Genomic DNA, 18743 nt, shown 5'->3' with positions numbered 1-18743 from the left:
CAACTACTGTATACACATACAGCATGGTTATTCATACAGGACAAGCATATGAGCCAGCCCATGAGTCATCCCCCTTTCGCCGCCTCTGTCAGCATGAGCAATCCCTGGCCCACCCGGCATCAGGGAAAGATGGAAGATGAACGCCTCATCGCATCTGCCAGCCAGGAACCGCCGCTGCTCGACGAGCTGGTGAGACTGAGCCACGGCGACACGGGCTGGATCCTGCTGATTGCCCCGCCTGGCCTGCCGGTAGCCAAACAGCTGCAGGCACAGGGGATCAATCCCGATCGGGTGCTGGTGGTACACAGCCCCAAGATCAAGAACTGGCAACGCATGCTGGAGCAGAGTCTGGGCAATGGCCACTGTGCGGCCGTCCTGACCTGGCTGCCTGAGCAGATCTCGCTGGATCGCGCCAAGCTGAGCAAGCTGGGGCAACGCTTCGGGGTGCTGACTCGCTTCTTCGAACCGGCAGGGACTGCCCTCCCCGTTCACAACGGCGCACTGGCCTATGGCGGACAGGATATCTACCTCAACCATTGATGCCGGCGAGAGGATGAAACCGTGCAGAGGCTGGGTCGTATGAAGAGTCGTAGGCACAGACCAAGACACCAACAGAGGTGACAGGACGGAAAATGTCCAGGTGAGCAAGGTTCAGCAAGACGACCCAGCCCATGAACCGGTCGCCAATCCGGCCTGCCACTCATAGAAAAAGGCGACCCTGGGGTCGCCTTTTTGCGCAGCGCCTAACGAGTTGAACCTGATCTGCGAGTTGGCCGCTTCACCTTATGGCAGTGAAGCGGCTACCGGCAAGTTGGCAACTCAGGAGAGCTTGCCATCGAGCTCGGCAATCTTGGCCGACCAGTAGGCCGGGCCTGTCTCGTGTATGTTGTTGCCCTGAGAGTCCACCGCCACAGTCACCGGCATGTCTTCCACCTCGAACTCGTAGATGGCTTCCATGCCCAGATCGGCAAAGGCCACCACACGCGCCTTCTTGATCGCCTTGGCCACCAGATAGGCGGCGCCACCGACGGCCATCAGATAGACGGCCTGGTGCTGCTTGATGCTCTCGACCGTCTTGGGGCCACGCTCGGATTTGCCGATCATGCCGATGAGGCCGGTTTCACCCAGCATCATGTCGGTGAACTTGTCCATCCGGGTGGAGGTGGTGGGACCGGCCGGGCCGACCACTTCGTCACGCACCGCATCGACCGGGCCGACGTAATAGATGAAGCGGTTGGTGAAATCGACCCCTTCCGGCAGGCCTTCCCCCTTCTTGAGCATGTCGGCGATGCGCTTGTGGGCGGCGTCGCGACCGGTGAGGATCTTGCCGGAGAGCAGTACAGTATCGCCGCTCTTCCAGCTGGCAAGCTCTGCCTTGGTGATGCCGTCGACATTGACGCGGCGCACGTTGGCCCCCGCTTCGCGGGTGATCTCCGGCCAATCAGCCAGTGTTGGCGGGGTCAGCTCGGCCGGGCCCGAGCCATCCAGTTCGAAGTGGACATGGCGGGTGGCGGCGCAGTTGGGGATCATCACCACCGGCTTGGAGGCGGCATGGGTCGGGGCGCTCTTGACCTTCACGTCCAGCACGGTAGTGAGGCCGCCCAGGCCCTGAGCGCCAATCCCGAGCTTGTTGACCTTGTCATAGAGCTCGACCCGCAGCTTCTCTTCGGTGGTCTCGGGACCGCGAGCAATCAGCTCTTGAATGTCGATATGCTCCATCAAGGCTTCCTTGGCCAGCACGGCCGCCTTCTCGGCGGTGCCGCCGATGCCGATCCCCAGCATGCCGGGCGGGCACCAGCCGGCGCCCATGGTCGGCACGGTTTTCAGCACCCACTCGACCACATCATCGGAGGGGTTGAGCATCACCATCTTGGATTTGTTCTCGGAGCCGCCGCCCTTGGCCGCTATGCTCACTTCCACCTTGTTGCCGGGGATCATGTCGATGTGCACGACAGCAGGGGCGTTATCCTTGGTGTTCTTGCGGCTGCCGGCCGGGTCGGCCAGTACCGAGGCGCGCAGCGGGTTGTCCGGATTGGTGTAAGCACGGCGGGTGCCCTCGTCCACCATCTCCTGCACCGTCATGTCGCTGTCCCACTGCACCTGCATGCCGATCTTGACGAAACAGGTGACGATACCCGTATCCTGACACAGGGGGCGATGACCTTCGGCGGACATGCGGGAGTTGATCAGGATCTGGGCCAGGGCATCCTTGGCGGCCGGGTTGATCTCGCGGTCATAGGCAGCCTTGGCGGCATGGACGAAATCGAGGGGGTGATAGTAGGAGATGTACTGCAGGGCGTCGGCGACGGAATCGATAAAATCCTGTTTTTTAATGATGCTCATATCATCCTCACTGGTCCTTGTCTTCGCCGTGACGGCAGAGCAAGGGCTTCCATATGAGCCGTGCTTCGGTGTGGTGGTGCCAGGCGAGGTGCCTGCCGATCCGATAGACAACGGCGTGTTTTTTCTAAAAATTCCGGCGCCTATGATACGCTTGCCCCCCCGTACCGGCTAGGGAGCAGGGTGCAAACTGTTGCCTGTGTAACAAAAAATGAAACCAACTCTTCATATCCACCATTTTGATCACCAGACGGCGCTGCATGCGCTGTTTGCCCGCCTGCATCATCAGCCCTGGGCCATGTTGCTGGAGTCGGCCGGCCCTCAAGGGGCGGACAACCGGTTTGACATCATCACAGCCGACCCGCTGGCGACCCTGCAGACCGAGGGGTCCTTGACCTGGATAGCCCAGGGTGAACAGCGCCAGTCGTTTGATGCCGATCCCCTGACCCTGCTGGCACAACGGCAGCGCGAACTGCTGGGTGAACTGGCGCCACACAGCGACGCGCTGCCTTTTATTGGCGGCGCCCTCGGGCTGTTTGGCTATGATCTGGGCCGCCGCTTCGAACGGCTGCCGGTGCAGGCTGAGCGGGATGTGTCCGTGCCAGACATGGCGGTGGGCATTTACGACTGGGCGCTGCTGCGAGAGGTGGCGAGCGGCGCCTGGCAGCTGGTGCACTGGGGTGACGAGGCAGGCCTCCATCGCCGGCTGCAGTGGCTGGCCGCGCAACACGAGCTGCCAGCACCGCCATTTGCCCTGCAGGGTGAGTGGCGCAGCAACATGAGCCGCGCCGAATATGGCGAGAAATTTGCGCGGGTACAGGCTTACCTGAGCGCCGGGGACTGTTACCAGATCAACCTGACCCAGCGCTTCAGCGCCGCCTATCGCGGTGATGAATGGCAGGCTTATCAGGCGCTGTCCCACGCCAACCGGGCCCCCTTCTCGGCCTTTATCCGGCTGCCCCGGAGCGCCATCCTGAGCCTATCCCCCGAGCGGTTCCTGCTGCTCGATGACCGCCATATCGAAACCAAGCCCATCAAGGGCACCCGCCCACGGCTTGCCGATCCGGAGCAAGATCAGGCCAGCGCCCTCGAACTGGCTGGCGCCGACAAGGACAGATCGGAAAATCTGATGATCGTGGATCTGCTGCGCAACGATATCGGCAGGGTGAGCCGGCCAGGTTCAGTCCATGTGCCCAGCCTGTTTGCGGTGGAGTCATTCCCGGCGGTGCACCATCTGGTCTCCACCATCCACGGCGAGCTGGACAGCCGCTGGCAGGCGGTGGATCTGCTGCGCGCCTGTTTCCCGGGCGGTTCCATCACGGGAGCCCCCAAGATCAGGGCGATGGAGATCATAGAGGAGCTGGAGCCCCAGCGACGTAACGCCTACTGCGGCAGCATCGGCTACCTGAGCCAGCATGGCCGGATGGACACCAGCATCTGCATCCGCACCCTGATAGCGGCGGATGGCCAGCTGCACTGCTGGGCCGGTGGCGGCGTCATCGCCGACTCCGAGGTGGACAGCGAGTATCAGGAGACCTATGACAAGGTGGCCCGCATACTGCCGCTGCTGGATGCGCTGCGCTGAGCGCCTGACGAATGGACAGATGGATCGCCACGCGAGAGACTCAAGGGCAGATCCAAGAGAAGAGTTGAGAGACATAGCCCAGATGGACCGCACCGAACTGCTGACCCGCTTCTTGCTGCAACGCTCCGCCCCTGCCCATCGGCTGACGGTGGCAGGGCTCAAGCCCGCCGCCGTCTTGCTGCCGCTGGTCGAGCGGGCCGACGGCCTGCAACTGCTGCTGACCCGTCGCAGCCCGCACCTGCGCCATCATGCGGGCCAGATAAGCTTCCCTGGTGGCAGGCAGGATCCCGACGACCGGGATCTGATCCACACCGCGCTGCGGGAAACCCAGGAAGAGCTCGGCATAGCGCCCGCCCAGATCGAGATCATAGGCACCCTCAGCCCCCTCAATACCGTCTCCCAATACGAGGTACTGCCGGTGCTGGGCCTGGTAGCCGCCGATTATCAGCTCACCCTGAGCCGGGATGAGGTGGCGCAGGCCTTCGAAGTGCCGCTCAATCACCTGCTGGATCCGCACCACCATATCGCCCTGACCATTCCCAGAGCCGATCACCGCCACACCATCTACTGGATACCCTGGCAGGACCACTTTATCTGGGGGGCGACCGCCAGCATGATCCGCCAACTGTCTCGCCAGATTTCGATATAACATTTCGTCAACAGATTGCTGTGCAACATTTGCTCGTTAACACTAAAATAACGAAGCGCTTTATAAAAAATAATTGATTAATTCTTCCTTCGATCACATTTCCGCAAAAGAGTGCGGGTCTGGCCCTCATTAAGATGAATTTCATCAACATTTTTGATTAAAAAAACCGTATCCTTGCGCCGACTAATTAAAACCACACATTCGGGGTGAGATACATGACTAATACTGTCACCGGCGCACAGGACGTTGCGACCTCACAGGAGCAAGGAACCCGCTCCATCCAATCTCGTGGTTGGACCAAACAAGACACCAGCTGGGTGATCAGCCTGTTCGGCACCGCCGTCGGCGCTGGCATACTGTTCCTGCCCATCAACGCCGGCATGGGTGGCTTCTGGCCACTGGTGGTGATGGCGCTGCTGGTCGGCCCCATGACCTACCTGGCCCACCGCGGCCTGGCCCGGTTCGTACTCTCCTCCAGCAAGCCCAATGCCGACATCACGGAAGTGGTGGAAGAGCACTTCGGGGTGGGAGCCGGTAAATTAATCACCCTGCTCTACTTCTTTGCCATCTATCCCATAGTGCTGATCTACGGTGTCGGTATCACCAACACGGTCGAAAGCTTCATGGTCAATCAGTTGCAGATGACGGCGCCACCGCGCTGGATCCTCTCCATAGTGCTGATCATGGGCATGATGTCGGTGATGCTGGCCGGCGAGAAGCTGATGCTGAAGGTCACCGAGTTCCTGGTCTACCCGCTCATCGCCATCCTGGTGGGGATCTCCTTCTACCTGATCCCGGACTGGACCGGCGCCGCCCTCTCCCAGGTACCCTCTGCCAAGGATTTCGCCACCACCCTGTGGCTGACCATCCCGGTACTGGTGTTCTCCTTCAACCACAGCCCGGCCATCTCCAGCTTCTCCCTGGCCCAGCGCCGTGATCATGGCGAGCATGCGGTCGAGAAATCCGACGCCATTCTCAAGCGCACCGCCACCATACTGCTGGGCTTCGTGATGTTCTTCGTCTTCTCCTGCGTCATGAGCCTGACCCCGGCCCAGCTGGCTGAAGCCAAGTCCCAAAACATAGCCGTGCTCTCCTACCTGGCGAACCAGCATGCCAGCCCCATCATCTCCTACTTCGGCCCGCTGGTTGCGTTCGTGGCCATCGTCTCCTCCTTCTTCGGTCACTACCTGGGTGCCCGTGAAGGCCTGAAAGGGATGATAGTGCAGAACATGCGCAAGTCCGGCAAAGAGCCGAACCACAAGAAAGTCGAGATCTTCATCATCGCCTTCTTCATCCTGACCCTGTGGGGCACGGCGGTGGCCAACCCCTCCATCCTCGGCATGATTGAATCTCTGGGCGGCCCCATCATAGCCACCATCCTCTTCATCATGCCGATGTACGCCATCAAGCGCGTGCCGGCCATGGCGAAATACCAGGGCCACATCAGCAACGCCTTCGTCGCCCTGATGGGCACGATCGCCATCTCAGCCATCCTCTACCAGATGGTCGGCTAATCGCCAGAAGCTGACGACAAGGCCGATGCCTGACGCAAATGCCCGCCCATGATGGCGGGCATTTTTTATGGCGCCCCCAGCCCAAGTCGGTGACCTGACCAGGGCCGCCAGTTTGAACCCCCAATCCCCGGCTGGCGTGTTATTCGCAACCTCAGGGCCGGTCTCGGCAAGGCAGGCGGATGGCATGACCTTCATCACTCCCATGATTTTCCCCAGATAAACCTCACGCCGCCCGTATGGCTCACGTCCATGACGTCTCTTGCCATGTCGCGGCCGCACGCTTGCAAACCGTTGATGTGGCTGACCGCACTGGCCTGACGTTGCGGCCTTGCAGATAGACAAGCCGCCGCCATGGCTTTACTTGCACACGGCTCTCCTCTATTCGGCCGTGGCAAACCGGCATAAAAAACGCCCTCCGAAGAGGGCGTTGTCCATGGAGCCATGAAGCTGGCTATCAGGCTTCGGTATTGGGTACCGGCGAGGCATCCAGCAGGGTTTCATCCTCGGCCATGCAGGCCGCGGCGGTAAACAGCACGTCGGTGGAGCTGTTGAGGGCCGTTTCGGCGGAGTCCTGCAACACCCCTATGATGAAGCCCACGGCCACCACCTGCATGGCGATGTCGTTGCCGATGCCAAACAGGCTGCACGCCAGCGGGATCAGCAGCAGGGAGCCGCCGGCCACGCCGGAGGCGCCGCAGGCGCTGATGGTAGCGACCACGGAGAGCAGCACGGCAGTGGCCAGATCCACTTCCATCCCCAAGGTGTGTACCGCCGCCATGGAGAGCACGGTAATGGTGATGGCGGCGCCCGCCATGTTGATGGTGGCACCCAGCGGGATCGAGACCGCATAAGTGTCTTCCGGCAGACGCAGTTTTTCACACAGCGTCATGTTGACCGGAATGTTGGCGGCGGAGCTGCGGGTGAAGAAGGCGGTCACGCCGCTCTCTTTCAGGCAGGTCAGCACCAGCGGATAAGGGTTGCGTCGGATCTTCCAGAGCACGATGAGCGGATTGACCACGAAGGCGATGAACAGCATGCAGCCGATCAGCACCACCAGCAGCTGGGCATAGCCAAACAACGCATCGAAGCCGGTCTCGGCCAGGGTGGACGCGACCAGCCCCAGGATACCGAGCGGCGCGCAGCGGATCACCGCCTTGACGATGGTGGAGACGCCGTGGGAGAGATCGGTGATCATCGCCTTGGTGCTGTCATTGGCGTGGCGCATGGCGATGCCAAGACCGATGGCCCAGGCCAGGATACCGATATAGTTCGCATCCATCAGCGCCTTGACCGGGTTGGTCACCACGTTGAACAGCAGGGTCTGCAGCACCTCAGTGATGCCGCCCGGCGGGGTGATCTCGGCGCTGCTTGCCACCAGATGCAGGTTGGAGGGGAACAGGAAGCTGGCCACGACGGCGACCGCAGCAGCCAGGAAGGTGCCCAGCAGGTAGAGCAGCAGGATCGGCTTCATGTTGCTCTTCTGGCCCTGCTTGTGGCCGATGATCGCCGCCATCACCAGTACAAAGACCAGCAGTGGAGCAACCGCCTTCAAGGCACCGACGAACAGGCTGCCAAGCAGACCCGCCGTTTTGGCCCATTCCGGCATGAACATGGCAAGCAGGATACCGAGTACCAGACCGACCAGGATCTGGCTAACCAGACTGGTGCTGTTGACCAGTCGCATGAGGGGGTGTTGTTGTGTCATCAAATAGTCCCTGAGCACCTAAGTGCGTGAATCATTAGTCCTGTTGGCAACCGCTACGCCAGGCGACACCCATGTCACAAGCTGGCGTCATCTGCCCCGGCAAGCCTTCTGTTGAGCCTGTCCGGAAACACACGGGATTGCGGACAAGGAATATCCCATCTGCAATCGCTTTTTTCCACATAATCACTGAAAAATATCCGGTTAACCTCACAAAAAATCTACAACAATGCGATAACACAATATCAACAGCGCCCAATTGGATGCTGTTTTCCCCCGGATAGCCGTCCAGACACTCACTGGCGGTGGTATCATGCCGGTTTTGCACTGGAGTCCTGCCATGATCTCGTCCCTGTTGACCCGCCACTTCGGCTTCGACCAGTTAAGGCCCGGTCAGGAGGCGGTGATCAGCCGGTTGCTGGCAGGCCAGAGCGCTGCCGCCATCTTCCCCACCGGCTCCGGCAAGTCTCTCTGTTACCAGCTGCCCGCCCTTGCCCTGCCCCACCTGACCCTGGTGATCTCCCCGCTGATCGCGTTGATGCACGACCAGCTCGCCTTCTTGCGCAGCAAGGGGATAGCCGCCGCGACCCTGGATTCGAGCCAGACGCCGGAGGAGAGCCGCCGGGTGATGCAGCAGGTCAGTGACGGTCAGCTCAAGATCCTGATGATCTCGGTGGAGCGGCTCAAGAACGAGCGCTTTCGCCGCTTCATCCAGCAGGTGCCGCTGTCGATGCTGGTGGTGGATGAGGCGCACTGCATCTCGGAGTGGGGTCACAACTTTCGACCCGACTACCTCAAGCTGCCGGCTTACCGCCGCGAGCTGAAGATCCCCCAGGTGTTGCTGCTGACCGCGACCGCAACGCCGGCGGTCATGGCCGACATGCAGGCCAAGTTCGATATCGAAGATGAGGGGCTGATCGTCACCGGTTTCTATCGCGCCAACCTGGATCTGGCCGTCGTGCCGCTGCCCGCCGAGGCGCGCGATAACTGGCTGCAAGCGGAGGTGCGACGGGAGCCCGGCGCCCCCACCATCGTCTATGTCACCTTGCAACACACGGCGCAACAGTGCGCCGAGCTGCTGCAACGAGCGGGGATCAGGGCGCGTGCCTATCATGCCGGGCTCGACTCGGCCCTGCGCAGCCAGATCCAGCATGACTTCATGGCAGGCAAGGTGGATTGCATCGTGGCTACCATCGCCTTTGGCATGGGGATCGACAAGGCCGATATTCGCCGGGTCATTCACTATGATCTGCCCAAATCCATCGAGAACTACAGCCAGGAGATTGGCCGTGCCGGGCGGGATGGGCTCCCTTCCCGCTGCATAGTGCTGGCCAACCGTGCCCAGCTCCCCGTGCTGGAGAATTTCGTGTACGGGGATACACCCGATCGCACCGCCATAGTGGCGCTGCTCGAGATCCTGCAGCAAAGCGGCAACGAGTGGGAGTTTGGTCTGCTGCGCCTCTCCAACGACACCAACATACGCCAGTTGCCGCTCAAGACGCTGCTGGTCTATCTGGAGATGGCGGGCATCATAGCGCCTGCCTACAGCTATTTCGCCGAGTATCGCTTCAAGTTCGTGCTGGACAAGGCCGAGATCCTGGCCCGTTTCAATCCGGATCGCCGCCAGTTTCTGGAGCAGCTGTTTGCCTGCGCCCCGCAGGCGCGCAGCTGGTGCACCATGGACTTCGATGCACTCTGGCAAGGCTATCAGGGGGAGCGGCAACGAGCGGCGGCGGCACTGGATTATCTACAACAGCAGGGCTGGATCGAGCTGGAAAGCAAGCAGATGACGGATGTCTATCGGATCCTGCGCCAGGGGGTGGACATAGATGTTCTGGCCGATGAGCTGTATGCCCTGTTCGAGAAGAAGGAGTGGAGTGAACTGGCCCGGTTGCAGGCCTTGCTGGCTTTCTTTACATCGACTCGCTGCCTGAGCCATGAACTGGCCCGCTACTTTGCCGATGAGCAGGCGCCAAGCCAGTGCGGGCACTGCTCAGTCTGCCGTGGCGAGGTCGCAGTCCTGCCACCACTACCTAGCCTCACCCTGCCCAACGAAAGCGGGTTGAGCGCCTGGTGCGATCCCCTTATCGCCTTGTGCCACAGCCGCCATCCTCGCATTCTTACCCGTTTTCTGTGCGGCATCGCCACGCCACTGACCACCCGGGTCAAGGCAAAAAGCCTGGCTGGCTTTGGTCAGCTGGCCATGCATCCGTTTGCCGACGTGCTGGCGGCCGTGTCACAGATTTACCCTGCCCATAACGACTGATCATCTCTGTGCACGTTCACACTGCGCTGAAAAAATAAGACCCTCGCTTTTGCGAGGGTCAAGCCAACGGAAACGTGCTTAAACAGAGCTTTGTATCCAGCAGCCAACCACTCTCTTGCTAAAGCGCTGACTGCCTGACACAGGGCCAATCTAGAGCAGCCGCAATGTAGCGTCAATGTAAAAATTAGAGCCAAAGCACCAAACAGACAGCATTACGCTGACGTAAACGTAACGTACTTCCCTCTTCCCATTCCCCCTCCCCTTGCCCCGTCTAGGCTGCAGCCAGATGACCCGATAAATTCGATCTTCTTTCCATTTTCTGGCAAACATTTATTTTTTATGTCTTTGACATTTACCTCACTATCGTGGCAAAAATAATTTAACAGTCAGTAACATAGGTGTGTCACTGATTGCGCCTTCCCGCATCAGGATCGGGAAGTACCCTTGCAAATTTAAACCAATAGATGGTGATGGATTACTGGGGGCTGTTGACTAGGCTTAATGAGGTAAACAGAACAAAAGTAGTGATCCACTCTTTTCAGGGTAAGCGACTATAACGAGGGCAAAGTTATGGGCATCTTCGAGCATTATCAACAGCGATACGAGAAAGCCAGGGAAGAGGAGTACAGCATCCAGGAGTTTCTGGATATGTGTAAGCAGGACAAAGCCTGCTATGCCTCCGCTGCCGAGCGCTTGCTGGTCGCCATCGGCGAGCCGGAAATGATCGACACCTCGGTCAATCCCAGACTCAGTCGCCTTTTTTCCAACCGCGTCGTCGCACGCTATCCCGCCTTCAAAGATTTCTACGGCATGGAAGAGGCCATCGAACAGATCGTCTCCTACCTCAAGCACTCGGCTCAAGGGCTGGAAGAGAAGAAGCAGATCCTCTATCTGCTGGGGCCGGTTGGCGGCGGCAAATCCTCTCTGGCTGAAAAACTCAAGTCTCTGATGCAGAAAGTGCCTGTCTATCGCATCAAGGGCTCACCGGTCAACGATCACCCCTTCTGTCTGTTCGACATCGAAGAAGATGGTGAGCTGCTGGAAAAAGAGTACGGCATCCCGCGCCGCTACCTGCGCCCCATCATGTCACCCTGGGTGGCCAAGCGACTGCACGAGTTTGGTGGCGACATCTCCAAGTTCAAGGTAGAGAAGGTCAACCCCTCCATCCTCGATCAGATTGCCATCGCCAAAACAGAACCCGGCGATGACAACAACCAGGATATCTCCTCTCTGGTCGGCAAGGTCGACATCCGCATGCTGGAGCATTTTGCCCAGGATGATGCCGATGCCTACTCCTACTCGGGGGCGCTGTGCAAGGCGAACCAGGGGATCATGGAGTTCGTGGAGATGTTCAAGGCACCCATCAAGGTGCTGCACCCGCTGCTGACCGCGACCCAGGAGGGGAACTACAACGGCACAGAGGGGCTTTCCGCCCTTCCCTTCGACGGCATTCTGCTGGCTCACTCCAACGAATCCGAGTGGCAGCAGTTCCGCAACAACAAGAACAACGAGGCCTTCCTCGACCGTGTCTACATCGTCAAGGTGCCCTACTGCCTGCGTGTCTCGGAAGAGGTAAAGATCTACGAAAAACTGCTGATCAACAGTGAGTTGACCGACGCCAAGTGCGCGCCCGGCACTCTGGAGCTGCTGGGTCAGTTCTCCGTCCTTTCCCGACTGAAAGAGCCGGAAAACTCCAGCCTCTACTCCAAGATGCGGGTCTACGATGGCGAGAGCCTGAAAGACACGGATCCCAAGGCGAAGAGCTATCAGGAGTATCGCGACTATGCCGGTGTGGATGAAGGGATGAATGGTCTGTCGACTCGCTTCGCGTTCAAGATCCTCTCCCGCGTCTTCAACTTCGACCACGCGGAAGTAGCGGCCAACCCGGTGCATCTCTTCTACGTGCTGGAGCAGCAGATTGAACGTGAGCAGTTCCCGCAGGAGCTGCATGATCGCTATCTCGAGTTCATCAAGGGCTATCTGACCCCGCGCTATGTGGAGTTCATCGGCAAGGAGATCCAGACCGCTTACCTCGAATCCTATTCGGAGTACGGCCAGAACATCTTCGATCGCTACGTCACCTATGCCGACTTCTGGATCCAGGATCAGGAGTACCGTGACCCGGAAACCGGTCAGCTGTTTGACAGGGCATCGCTCAACAGCGAGCTGGAGAAGATTGAGAAACCCGCCGGGATCAGCAATCCGAAGGATTTTCGCAACGAAATCGTCAACTTCGTGCTGCGGGCCCGAGCCAACAATGCAGGCCGTAACCCCAACTGGACCAGTTACGAGAAGCTGCGCACCGTGATCGAGAAGAAGATGTTCTCCAACACGGAAGAGCTGCTGCCGGTTATCTCCTTCAACAGCAAAACCTCGGCCGAGGAGCAGAAGAAGCACGATAACTTTGTCGAACGGATGATGGAGAAAGGCTACACCCGCAAACAGGTGCGACTGCTCTCCGAATGGTATCTCAGGGTACGCAAGTCATCCTGACCCTGCCGTGGTTCAAGGGGGAGTTATGGCGCATTTTATCGACCGCAGGCTCAACGGCAAAAACAAAAGCGCTGTCAATCGGCAGCGCTTCATCCGCCGCTACAAGAAGCAGATCAAACAAGCGGTCTCGGATGCTGTCTCCAAGCGCAGCATTCAGGACGTAGACAAGGGCGAGAGCATCAGCATCCCGACCAAGGATATCGGCGAACCCCATTTCCATCAGGGGCAAGGCGGTAAACGGGAGATGGTGCATCCCGGCAATGATCAATTCGTCTCTGGTGACAAGATTGACCGCCCCAAGGGAGGGGGCGCAGGCCAGGGATCGGGCGAAGGCCAGGCATCCAATCAGGGGGAAGGTGCTGACGATTTCGTGTTCCAGATCTCCAAGGATGAGTATCTGGACCTGCTGTTTGAAGACCTGGAGCTGCCACGCCTGCAGAAAACCCAGCTCAACCAGCTGATGGAAGTGAAAACCTACCGGGCGGGCTACACCTCCAACGGGGTGCCCGCCAATATCAACGTGGTGCGCTCGCTGCAAAACTCATTGGCCCGGCGCATGGCGCTGCAGTCGGGCAAGAAACGCCAGCTCCATGAGCTGGAAGAGCGGCTGACCCTGCTGGCAGCCGATCCCAACGAACACTTTGCCGAAATTGCCCTGCTTGAGAAGGAGATCAGAGAACTGAAACGGCGGATCGCAGCCGTGCCCTTCATCGACACCTTCGATCTCAAATTCAACAACTTCGTCAAACGGCCCGTGCCTTCCAGCCAGGCGGTGATGTTCTGCCTGATGGACGTGTCGGGCTCCATGGATCAGGCCACCAAGGAGATGGCCAAGCGCTTCTATATCCTGCTCTATCTGTTCCTGAGCCGGACCTACAAGAACGTGGAAGTGGTCTACATTCGCCACCACACCCAGGCCAAGGAAGTGGACGAACACGAGTTTTTCTACTCCCAGGAAACGGGCGGCACCATAGTCTCCAGCGCGCTCAAGATGATGAACGACATCATCAACGAGCGTTACCCCGCCCATCAATGGAACATCTACGCGGCGCAAGCCTCGGATGGTGACAACTGGGCCGATGATTCACCGCAATGCCGGGAGATCCTGACGCGGGACATAATGCCGCGGGTGCGGTACTACTCCTACATCGAGATCACCACCCGCGCCCACCAGACCCTGTGGCACGAGTATGAGTCGGTGGCCAGCCAGTTCCCCCACTTCGCGATGGAGCACATTCGCAAGGTCGAGGATATTTATCCGGTATTCCGGGAGCTGTTCAAGAAGCAAGCGGCGTGAGGGAGGCCATATGGTAGAAACCGCAAGAAAAGTACCGCCACTGGACGATGGCCCGGACTGGAACTTCGATCTGCTGGAAACTTATCATCAGGAGATCGCCCGGGTCGCCAGGTTTTATCGACTGGATACCTACCCCAACCAGATCGAAGTGATCACGGCAGAGCAGATGATGGATGCCTACTCCAGCGTCGGCATGCCCATCGGCTACCAGCACTGGTCATTTGGCAAACGCTTCATCCACACCGAGCGCAACTACAAGCGCGGCCAGATGGGGCTGGCCTATGAGATCGTCATCAACTCGGATCCCTGCATCGCCTACCTGATGGAGGAGAATACGATGCCGATGCAGGCGCTGGTGATGGCGCACGCCTGCTATGGCCACAACTCCTTCTTCAAGAACAACTATCTGTTCAAGACCTGGACCGACGCCTCCTCCATCATCGACTACCTGCTGTTCGCCAAGAACTACATCACCGAATGCGAAGAGAAACACGGCATAGATGCGGTGGAGAAGCTGCTCGACTCCTGCCATGCGCTGATGAACTTCGGCGTGGACCGTTACAAGAGGCCGCAGAAGATCTCGCTGGCGGAGGAGAAGCGTCGCCAGAAGGCGCGGGAAGACTACCTGCAGACCCAGGTCAACGAACTGTGGCGCACCCTGCCCAAGCAGCACAAAGCCTTGGGGGTTGAAGACAGACGCTATCCGGCCGAGCCGCAGGAGAACATCCTCTACTTCATCGAGAAGAATGCCCCTCTGCTTGAGCCCTGGCAGCGCGAGATAGTGCGCATAGTTCGCAAGATCAGCCAGTACTTCTACCCGCAAAAACAGACTCAGGTGATGAACGAAGGCTGGGCCACCTTCTGGCACTACACCATCCTCAACCACCTGTATGACGAGGGCAAGATCAGCGATCGCTTCATGATAGAGGTGCTGCACAGCCACACCAACGTGGTGTACCAGCCCCCTTACAACAGCCGCTACTACTCGGGGATCAACCCCTACGCACTCGGTTTCGCCATGTTCACCGATCTGCGCCGCATCTGCGAGAACCCGACCGAGGAGGACAGATACTGGTTCCCCGATTACGCCGGCACCAACTGGGTAGATACCCTGCATTTCGCCATGCAGAACTTCAAGGACGAGAGCTTCATCAGTCAGTTCCTGAGTCCCAAGGTGATGCGGGAGATGAAGCTGTTCGCCATCGACGATGACGATCTGAAGAACTACCTCAAGGTCTCCGCCATCCACAACGAGGAGGGTTATCGGCTGGTGCGAAATACCCTGTCGGCCCAGTACAACTTGAGCAATCTGGAGCCCAACATTCAGGTCTACAACGTGGCGGTGAAGGGCGATCGTTCGCTGACCCTGCGCTATGTGCCGCACAACCGGATCCCGCTGGGGGACTCCCGCCACGAGGTGCTCAGGCATCTGCATCAGCTATGGGGATTCGATGTGGTGCTGGAGCAGGATAACGGCGACCTGCCCGCCGACATCATAGGCCGCTGTCCGGAGAAGAAACCGGCCTGAGGCCACTTTCAGCCATATAAAAAACGCGCCAGAAGGCGCGTTTTTCTTTGCATCAGCAATCAGTTATCGCACAGATTGCTCGGCATGTCCTGACGCAGGCGGGTCCACAGCTTGCCGGACTCTATCCCGTACTGGCGTACCGTCATGAACACGGCTTCGTGATTCTTGGTCTCGGCCAGACCCAGCAAGGTCTTGTAATAGGCATCCGCCGTTTCACGAGCCTGCTTGTCAGAGAAGTAGTAACGTCCAACCCGACTATAGAGCCCCTTGAAGCCATTGAGGATCAGGGCGTAGATGGGGTTGCCGGAGGCAAAGGAAAGCTGGTGATGCAGACGGTAATCAAACTCCGCATACGCTTCCGGAGTGCTGTCCACCGCATTGGCGCCACGCAGTATCTCGGCGGCTTGCTCAGGGTTGTTGCGGATCGCGCCACGGATGAAGATGGTGCAGATATTGGTGCGAGCCGACAGCAGCTGGGCCACCAGATCCGGTACCTTGTCCTGATCCAGACGGGCCAAAGTTTCCAGGATGTTGAGACCCGAGGTCTCCCAGAAATTGTTCACCTTGGTCGGTTTGCCATGCTGGATGGTGAGCCAGCCATCGCGGGCCAGACGCTGCAGCACTTCGCGCAAGGTAGTACGAGTCACCCCGATCAGCTCGGACAGCTCGCGCTCGGCCGGCAATATGGATCCTGGAGGAAAGCGATTGTTCCAGATGGACTCGATGATGTATTCCTCGGCAAACCCTGCAGGGCTCTGCGCTTTTATGACCATGTAGTGACTCTGTTGTAGTACGTAAAAAGGCCCACGAATAATAGCAAAGCAGAGAGGGCTGGCAAGCAGAAGGTCAGTCCTCTGCTCACATAAGCAGGCTATTTTGTTAAATAAATGTATGTAATTCCGCCATGGGTGCCAGCCAACCCCGCCGTCTGGCGATAAAACGGACATTCTCTTGGGCAAGGGTCACTATGTTATTTATAGTTAAAGCCATTTTTGATTAAAATCATGAGGAATCAATCTGATAAGGGACAACATCCGGATGTTCTGGTCGAGCCTGTCTTGACTGCATAGACGCAGATACCCACAACAAAACAGAGATCCATTATTATGCCAATCAGCTTAGGACAAGCCTTTGCCAGGAACTTCCTGGGCAATGCGCCCCAGTGGTACAAGGCCGCCATTCTGCTATTTCTGCTGATCAACCCGATCGCCTTCCATCTCGACCCTTTCGCCGCCGGCTGGCTGCTGGTGGTTGAATTCATCTTCACCCTGGCTATGGCGCTCAAGTGCTATCCGCTGCAACCCGGTGGCTTGCTGGCCATCGAGGCCGTGCTGATCGGCATGACCTCGGCAGAGCAGGTCAAGCATGAGCTGGTGGCCAACATAGAGGTGCTGCTGCTGCTGGTGTTCATGGTGGCCGGCATCTACTTCATGAAGCAGTTGCTGCTCTACGTGTTTACCAAGCTGCTGATCCGGATCCACTCCAAGACCCTGCTCTCTCTGGCGTTTTGCCTGGTATCGGCCTTCCTGTCTGCCTTCCTCGACGCCTTGACCGTGATCGCCGTGGTGATCAGCGTCGCGACGGGCTTCTACGCCATCTACCACAAGGTCTCCTCCGGCAAGGATTTCGGCAATTCACACGACTACACCAATGACAATTCCGTCAACGAACTCAATCGCCAGCATCTGGACGATTTCCGTGCCTTCCTGCGCAGCCTGATGATGCACGCCGCCATAGGGACGGCCCTCGGCGGTGTCTGTACCCTGGTGGGAGAGCCGCAAAACCTGATTATTGGTGAACAGGCTGGCTGGCATTTTGGTGAATTTGCCATCCGCATGTCACCGGTCACAGTCCCCGTGTTTTTCTGCGGCCTGCTCACCTGCATCCTGGTCGAGAAGTGCCGCTGGTTTGGCTATGGCGCCCAGTTGCCGGATGCGGTGCGACGCATCATGGAAGATTACAACCGCTACGAAGAGGCCGAGCGCTCCCCACAAGACAAGGCCAAGCTGATCGTACAGGCGCTGATCGCCCTCTGGCTGATCACGGGGCTGGCCATGCACCTGGCGGCCGTCGGGCTGATCGGGTTGTCTGTCATAGTACTGGCGACCTCACTGACCGGCATCACGGAGGAGCATTCGCTCGGCAAGGCATTCCAAGAGGCCCTGCCCTTCACCGCCCTGCTCGCCGTCTTCTTCAGCGTGGTGGCCGTCATCATAGATCAGCAGCTGTTCAAACCCGTGATCCAGTGGGTGCTGGCAGCCGAGCCGGACGATCAACTCGCCCTCTTCTATCTGGCCAACGGCCTGCTCTCCATGGTCAGCGACAACGTCTTCGTCGGCACCGTCTACATCAATGAGGTGAAGACGGCCCTGCTCAACAACGCCATCAGCCGTGAACAGTTCGATCTGCTGGCCGTCGCCATCAATACCGGCACCAACCTGCCGTCAGTCGCCACCCCCAACGGCCAGGCCGCCTTCCTGTTCATGCTGACCTCGGCACTGGCTCCCTTGTTGCGCCTCTCCTATGGCCGCATGGTATGGATGGCGCTGCCCTATACCCTGGTGCTGGGGCTGGTGGGTTTCGTCTCGGTGGAGATGCTGCTCGGCCCGGTGACCGAGTGGTTCTATCAGGCCGGTTGGCTGGTGCTCGACAAGGTCACGCCTGCGGTGCTGCCGGCGCTGCACTGATCCCATAAGGGCCCGCCTGGGCCCTTTCTTTTTAGCCCCTGCTCTGCTCTAATTCAGCCACTGTTTTTTCTGTGAGATCAACCAGATGATTGAGTTTCTGCGACGTATCGCCGCCCATCGGCTGGCATGGGGCCTGCTTGCCGCCTCCGCCCTGTTCCTCGAGTTGAGCGCCCTCTTCTTCCAGCACGTGCTGGGCCTGCATCCCTGTGTCATGTGTGTCTATGAGCGGATCGCCACGCTGGGGGTCATATCGGCAGGCCTGCTCGGCATGGTGGCACCGCAGAAGTGGTATGTGCGCTGGAGCGCCCTGCTGCTGTGGGGCTACAGTGCCTTCCGCGGCCTCCAGCTGGCGCTCAAGCATGTGGATTATCAGATGAACCCCTCCCCATTCAACGTCTGCAGCCCCTTTGCCGACTTCCCGAGCTGGGCCCCCCTCGATCAGTGGGTCCCCTGGCTGTTCTTCCCGGATGGGGATTGCAGCGAGATCAGCTGGCAGTTCCTGAGCTTCTCCATGCCTCAGTGGTTGGTGGCCATCTTCGCCGCCTACCTGCTGGTCTTCGTGGTGGTAATCATCGGCAACCTGGTCAAGGGTCGCTGCTGCAGCTAAACCAGACTGTGTCATTAAAAATGGGAGCCATTGGCTCCCATTTTTTCAATCATTATCCATCACCAGACCCAGCGC

Annotated in this window: 13 protein-coding genes; 10 read left to right on the top strand and 3 right to left on the bottom strand. The window is 58.9% G+C overall.

What is annotated here, in order from left to right:
• Positions 1 to 48: 48 nt before the first annotated feature.
• A complete protein-coding gene (locus AACQ95_RS16910) occupies positions 49 to 540 on the top strand; it encodes a cell division inhibitor SulA (RefSeq protein WP_043139110.1) in 492 nt (163 codons plus the stop codon).
• A 279-nt stretch (positions 541 to 819) separates the two neighbouring features.
• Here AACQ95_RS16910 and AACQ95_RS16905 read toward each other — a convergent pair whose 3' ends face one another.
• The gene (locus AACQ95_RS16905; protein ID WP_098983950.1) at positions 820 to 2343 is read right to left on the bottom strand and encodes a fumarate hydratase; all 1524 of its coding nucleotides are present in this window, start codon (positions 2341 to 2343) and stop codon (positions 820 to 822) included.
• A gap of 295 nt (positions 2344 to 2638) precedes the next feature.
• On the opposite strand from AACQ95_RS16905, the gene pabB reads away from it, so the two are divergent.
• From pabB to AACQ95_RS16890, 3 genes are all read left to right on the top strand, one after another.
• Positions 2639 to 3925: an aminodeoxychorismate synthase component I gene (gene pabB, locus AACQ95_RS16900; RefSeq protein WP_241279158.1), complete on the top strand. Its 1287-nt coding sequence runs from the start codon at positions 2639 to 2641 to the stop codon at positions 3923 to 3925.
• Between the two features lie 82 nt (positions 3926 to 4007).
• A complete protein-coding gene (locus tag AACQ95_RS16895) occupies positions 4008 to 4574 on the top strand; it encodes a CoA pyrophosphatase (RefSeq protein WP_241279157.1) in 567 nt (188 codons plus the stop codon).
• Between the two features lie 215 nt (positions 4575 to 4789).
• Positions 4790 to 6088 (top strand): serine/threonine transporter, encoded by a 1299-nt coding sequence (locus AACQ95_RS16890; RefSeq protein ID WP_043139107.1) that lies wholly within the window; start codon positions 4790 to 4792, stop codon positions 6086 to 6088.
• A gap of 454 nt (positions 6089 to 6542) precedes the next feature.
• Here the strand turns inward: AACQ95_RS16890 and sstT are convergent, their stop codons facing one another.
• Positions 6543 to 7793, bottom strand: a complete 1251-nt coding sequence (gene sstT, locus AACQ95_RS16885; protein ID WP_241279133.1) for a serine/threonine transporter SstT — start codon at positions 7791 to 7793, stop codon at positions 6543 to 6545.
• Between the two features lie 337 nt (positions 7794 to 8130).
• Here sstT and AACQ95_RS16880 point away from each other — a divergent pair, with 337 nt between their 5' ends.
• The 4 genes from AACQ95_RS16880 to AACQ95_RS16865 all read left to right on the top strand — a co-directional run bounded on the left by AACQ95_RS16880 (position 8131) and on the right by AACQ95_RS16865 (position 15374).
• Positions 8131 to 10056: a RecQ family ATP-dependent DNA helicase gene (locus AACQ95_RS16880; RefSeq protein WP_241279132.1), complete on the top strand. Its 1926-nt coding sequence runs from the start codon at positions 8131 to 8133 to the stop codon at positions 10054 to 10056.
• A gap of 570 nt (positions 10057 to 10626) precedes the next feature.
• Complete coding sequence (locus AACQ95_RS16875; protein WP_042868375.1) at positions 10627 to 12549, top strand: PrkA family serine protein kinase; 1923 nt, start codon at positions 10627 to 10629, stop codon at positions 12547 to 12549.
• Between the two features lie 25 nt (positions 12550 to 12574).
• Positions 12575 to 13846, top strand: coding sequence for a YeaH/YhbH family protein (locus AACQ95_RS16870; RefSeq protein WP_043139099.1), 1272 nt, complete (start codon positions 12575 to 12577; stop codon positions 13844 to 13846).
• A gap of 10 nt (positions 13847 to 13856) precedes the next feature.
• A complete protein-coding gene (locus tag AACQ95_RS16865; protein ID WP_043139096.1) occupies positions 13857 to 15374 on the top strand; it encodes a SpoVR family protein in 1518 nt (505 codons plus the stop codon).
• A 59-nt stretch (positions 15375 to 15433) separates the two neighbouring features.
• On the opposite strand, the gene fadR is transcribed toward AACQ95_RS16865, so the two are convergent.
• On the bottom strand, positions 15434 to 16147 hold the full coding sequence (fadR, locus tag AACQ95_RS16860) for a fatty acid metabolism transcriptional regulator FadR (protein WP_042869993.1): 714 nt from the start codon (positions 16145 to 16147) through the stop codon (positions 15434 to 15436).
• 333 nt (positions 16148 to 16480) lie between these two features.
• On the opposite strand from fadR, the gene nhaB reads away from it, so the two are divergent.
• Together nhaB and dsbB are read left to right on the top strand one after the other, a co-directional pair.
• The gene (gene nhaB, locus AACQ95_RS16855) at positions 16481 to 18061 is read left to right on the top strand and encodes a sodium/proton antiporter NhaB (RefSeq protein WP_241279131.1); all 1581 of its coding nucleotides are present in this window, start codon (positions 16481 to 16483) and stop codon (positions 18059 to 18061) included.
• 85 nt (positions 18062 to 18146) lie between these two features.
• A complete protein-coding gene (gene dsbB / locus AACQ95_RS16850) occupies positions 18147 to 18668 on the top strand; it encodes a disulfide bond formation protein DsbB (RefSeq protein ID WP_241279130.1) in 522 nt (173 codons plus the stop codon).
• The last annotated feature ends 75 nt before the right edge of the window (positions 18669 to 18743 follow it).

The organism is Aeromonas sp. MR19 (assembly GCF_963899305.1).
Lineage (GTDB): Bacteria > Pseudomonadota > Gammaproteobacteria > Enterobacterales > Aeromonadaceae > Aeromonas > Aeromonas bestiarum.
The sequence above is the reverse complement of the archived record's forward strand: the minus strand, read 5'-3'. Positions and strand labels throughout refer to the sequence as shown.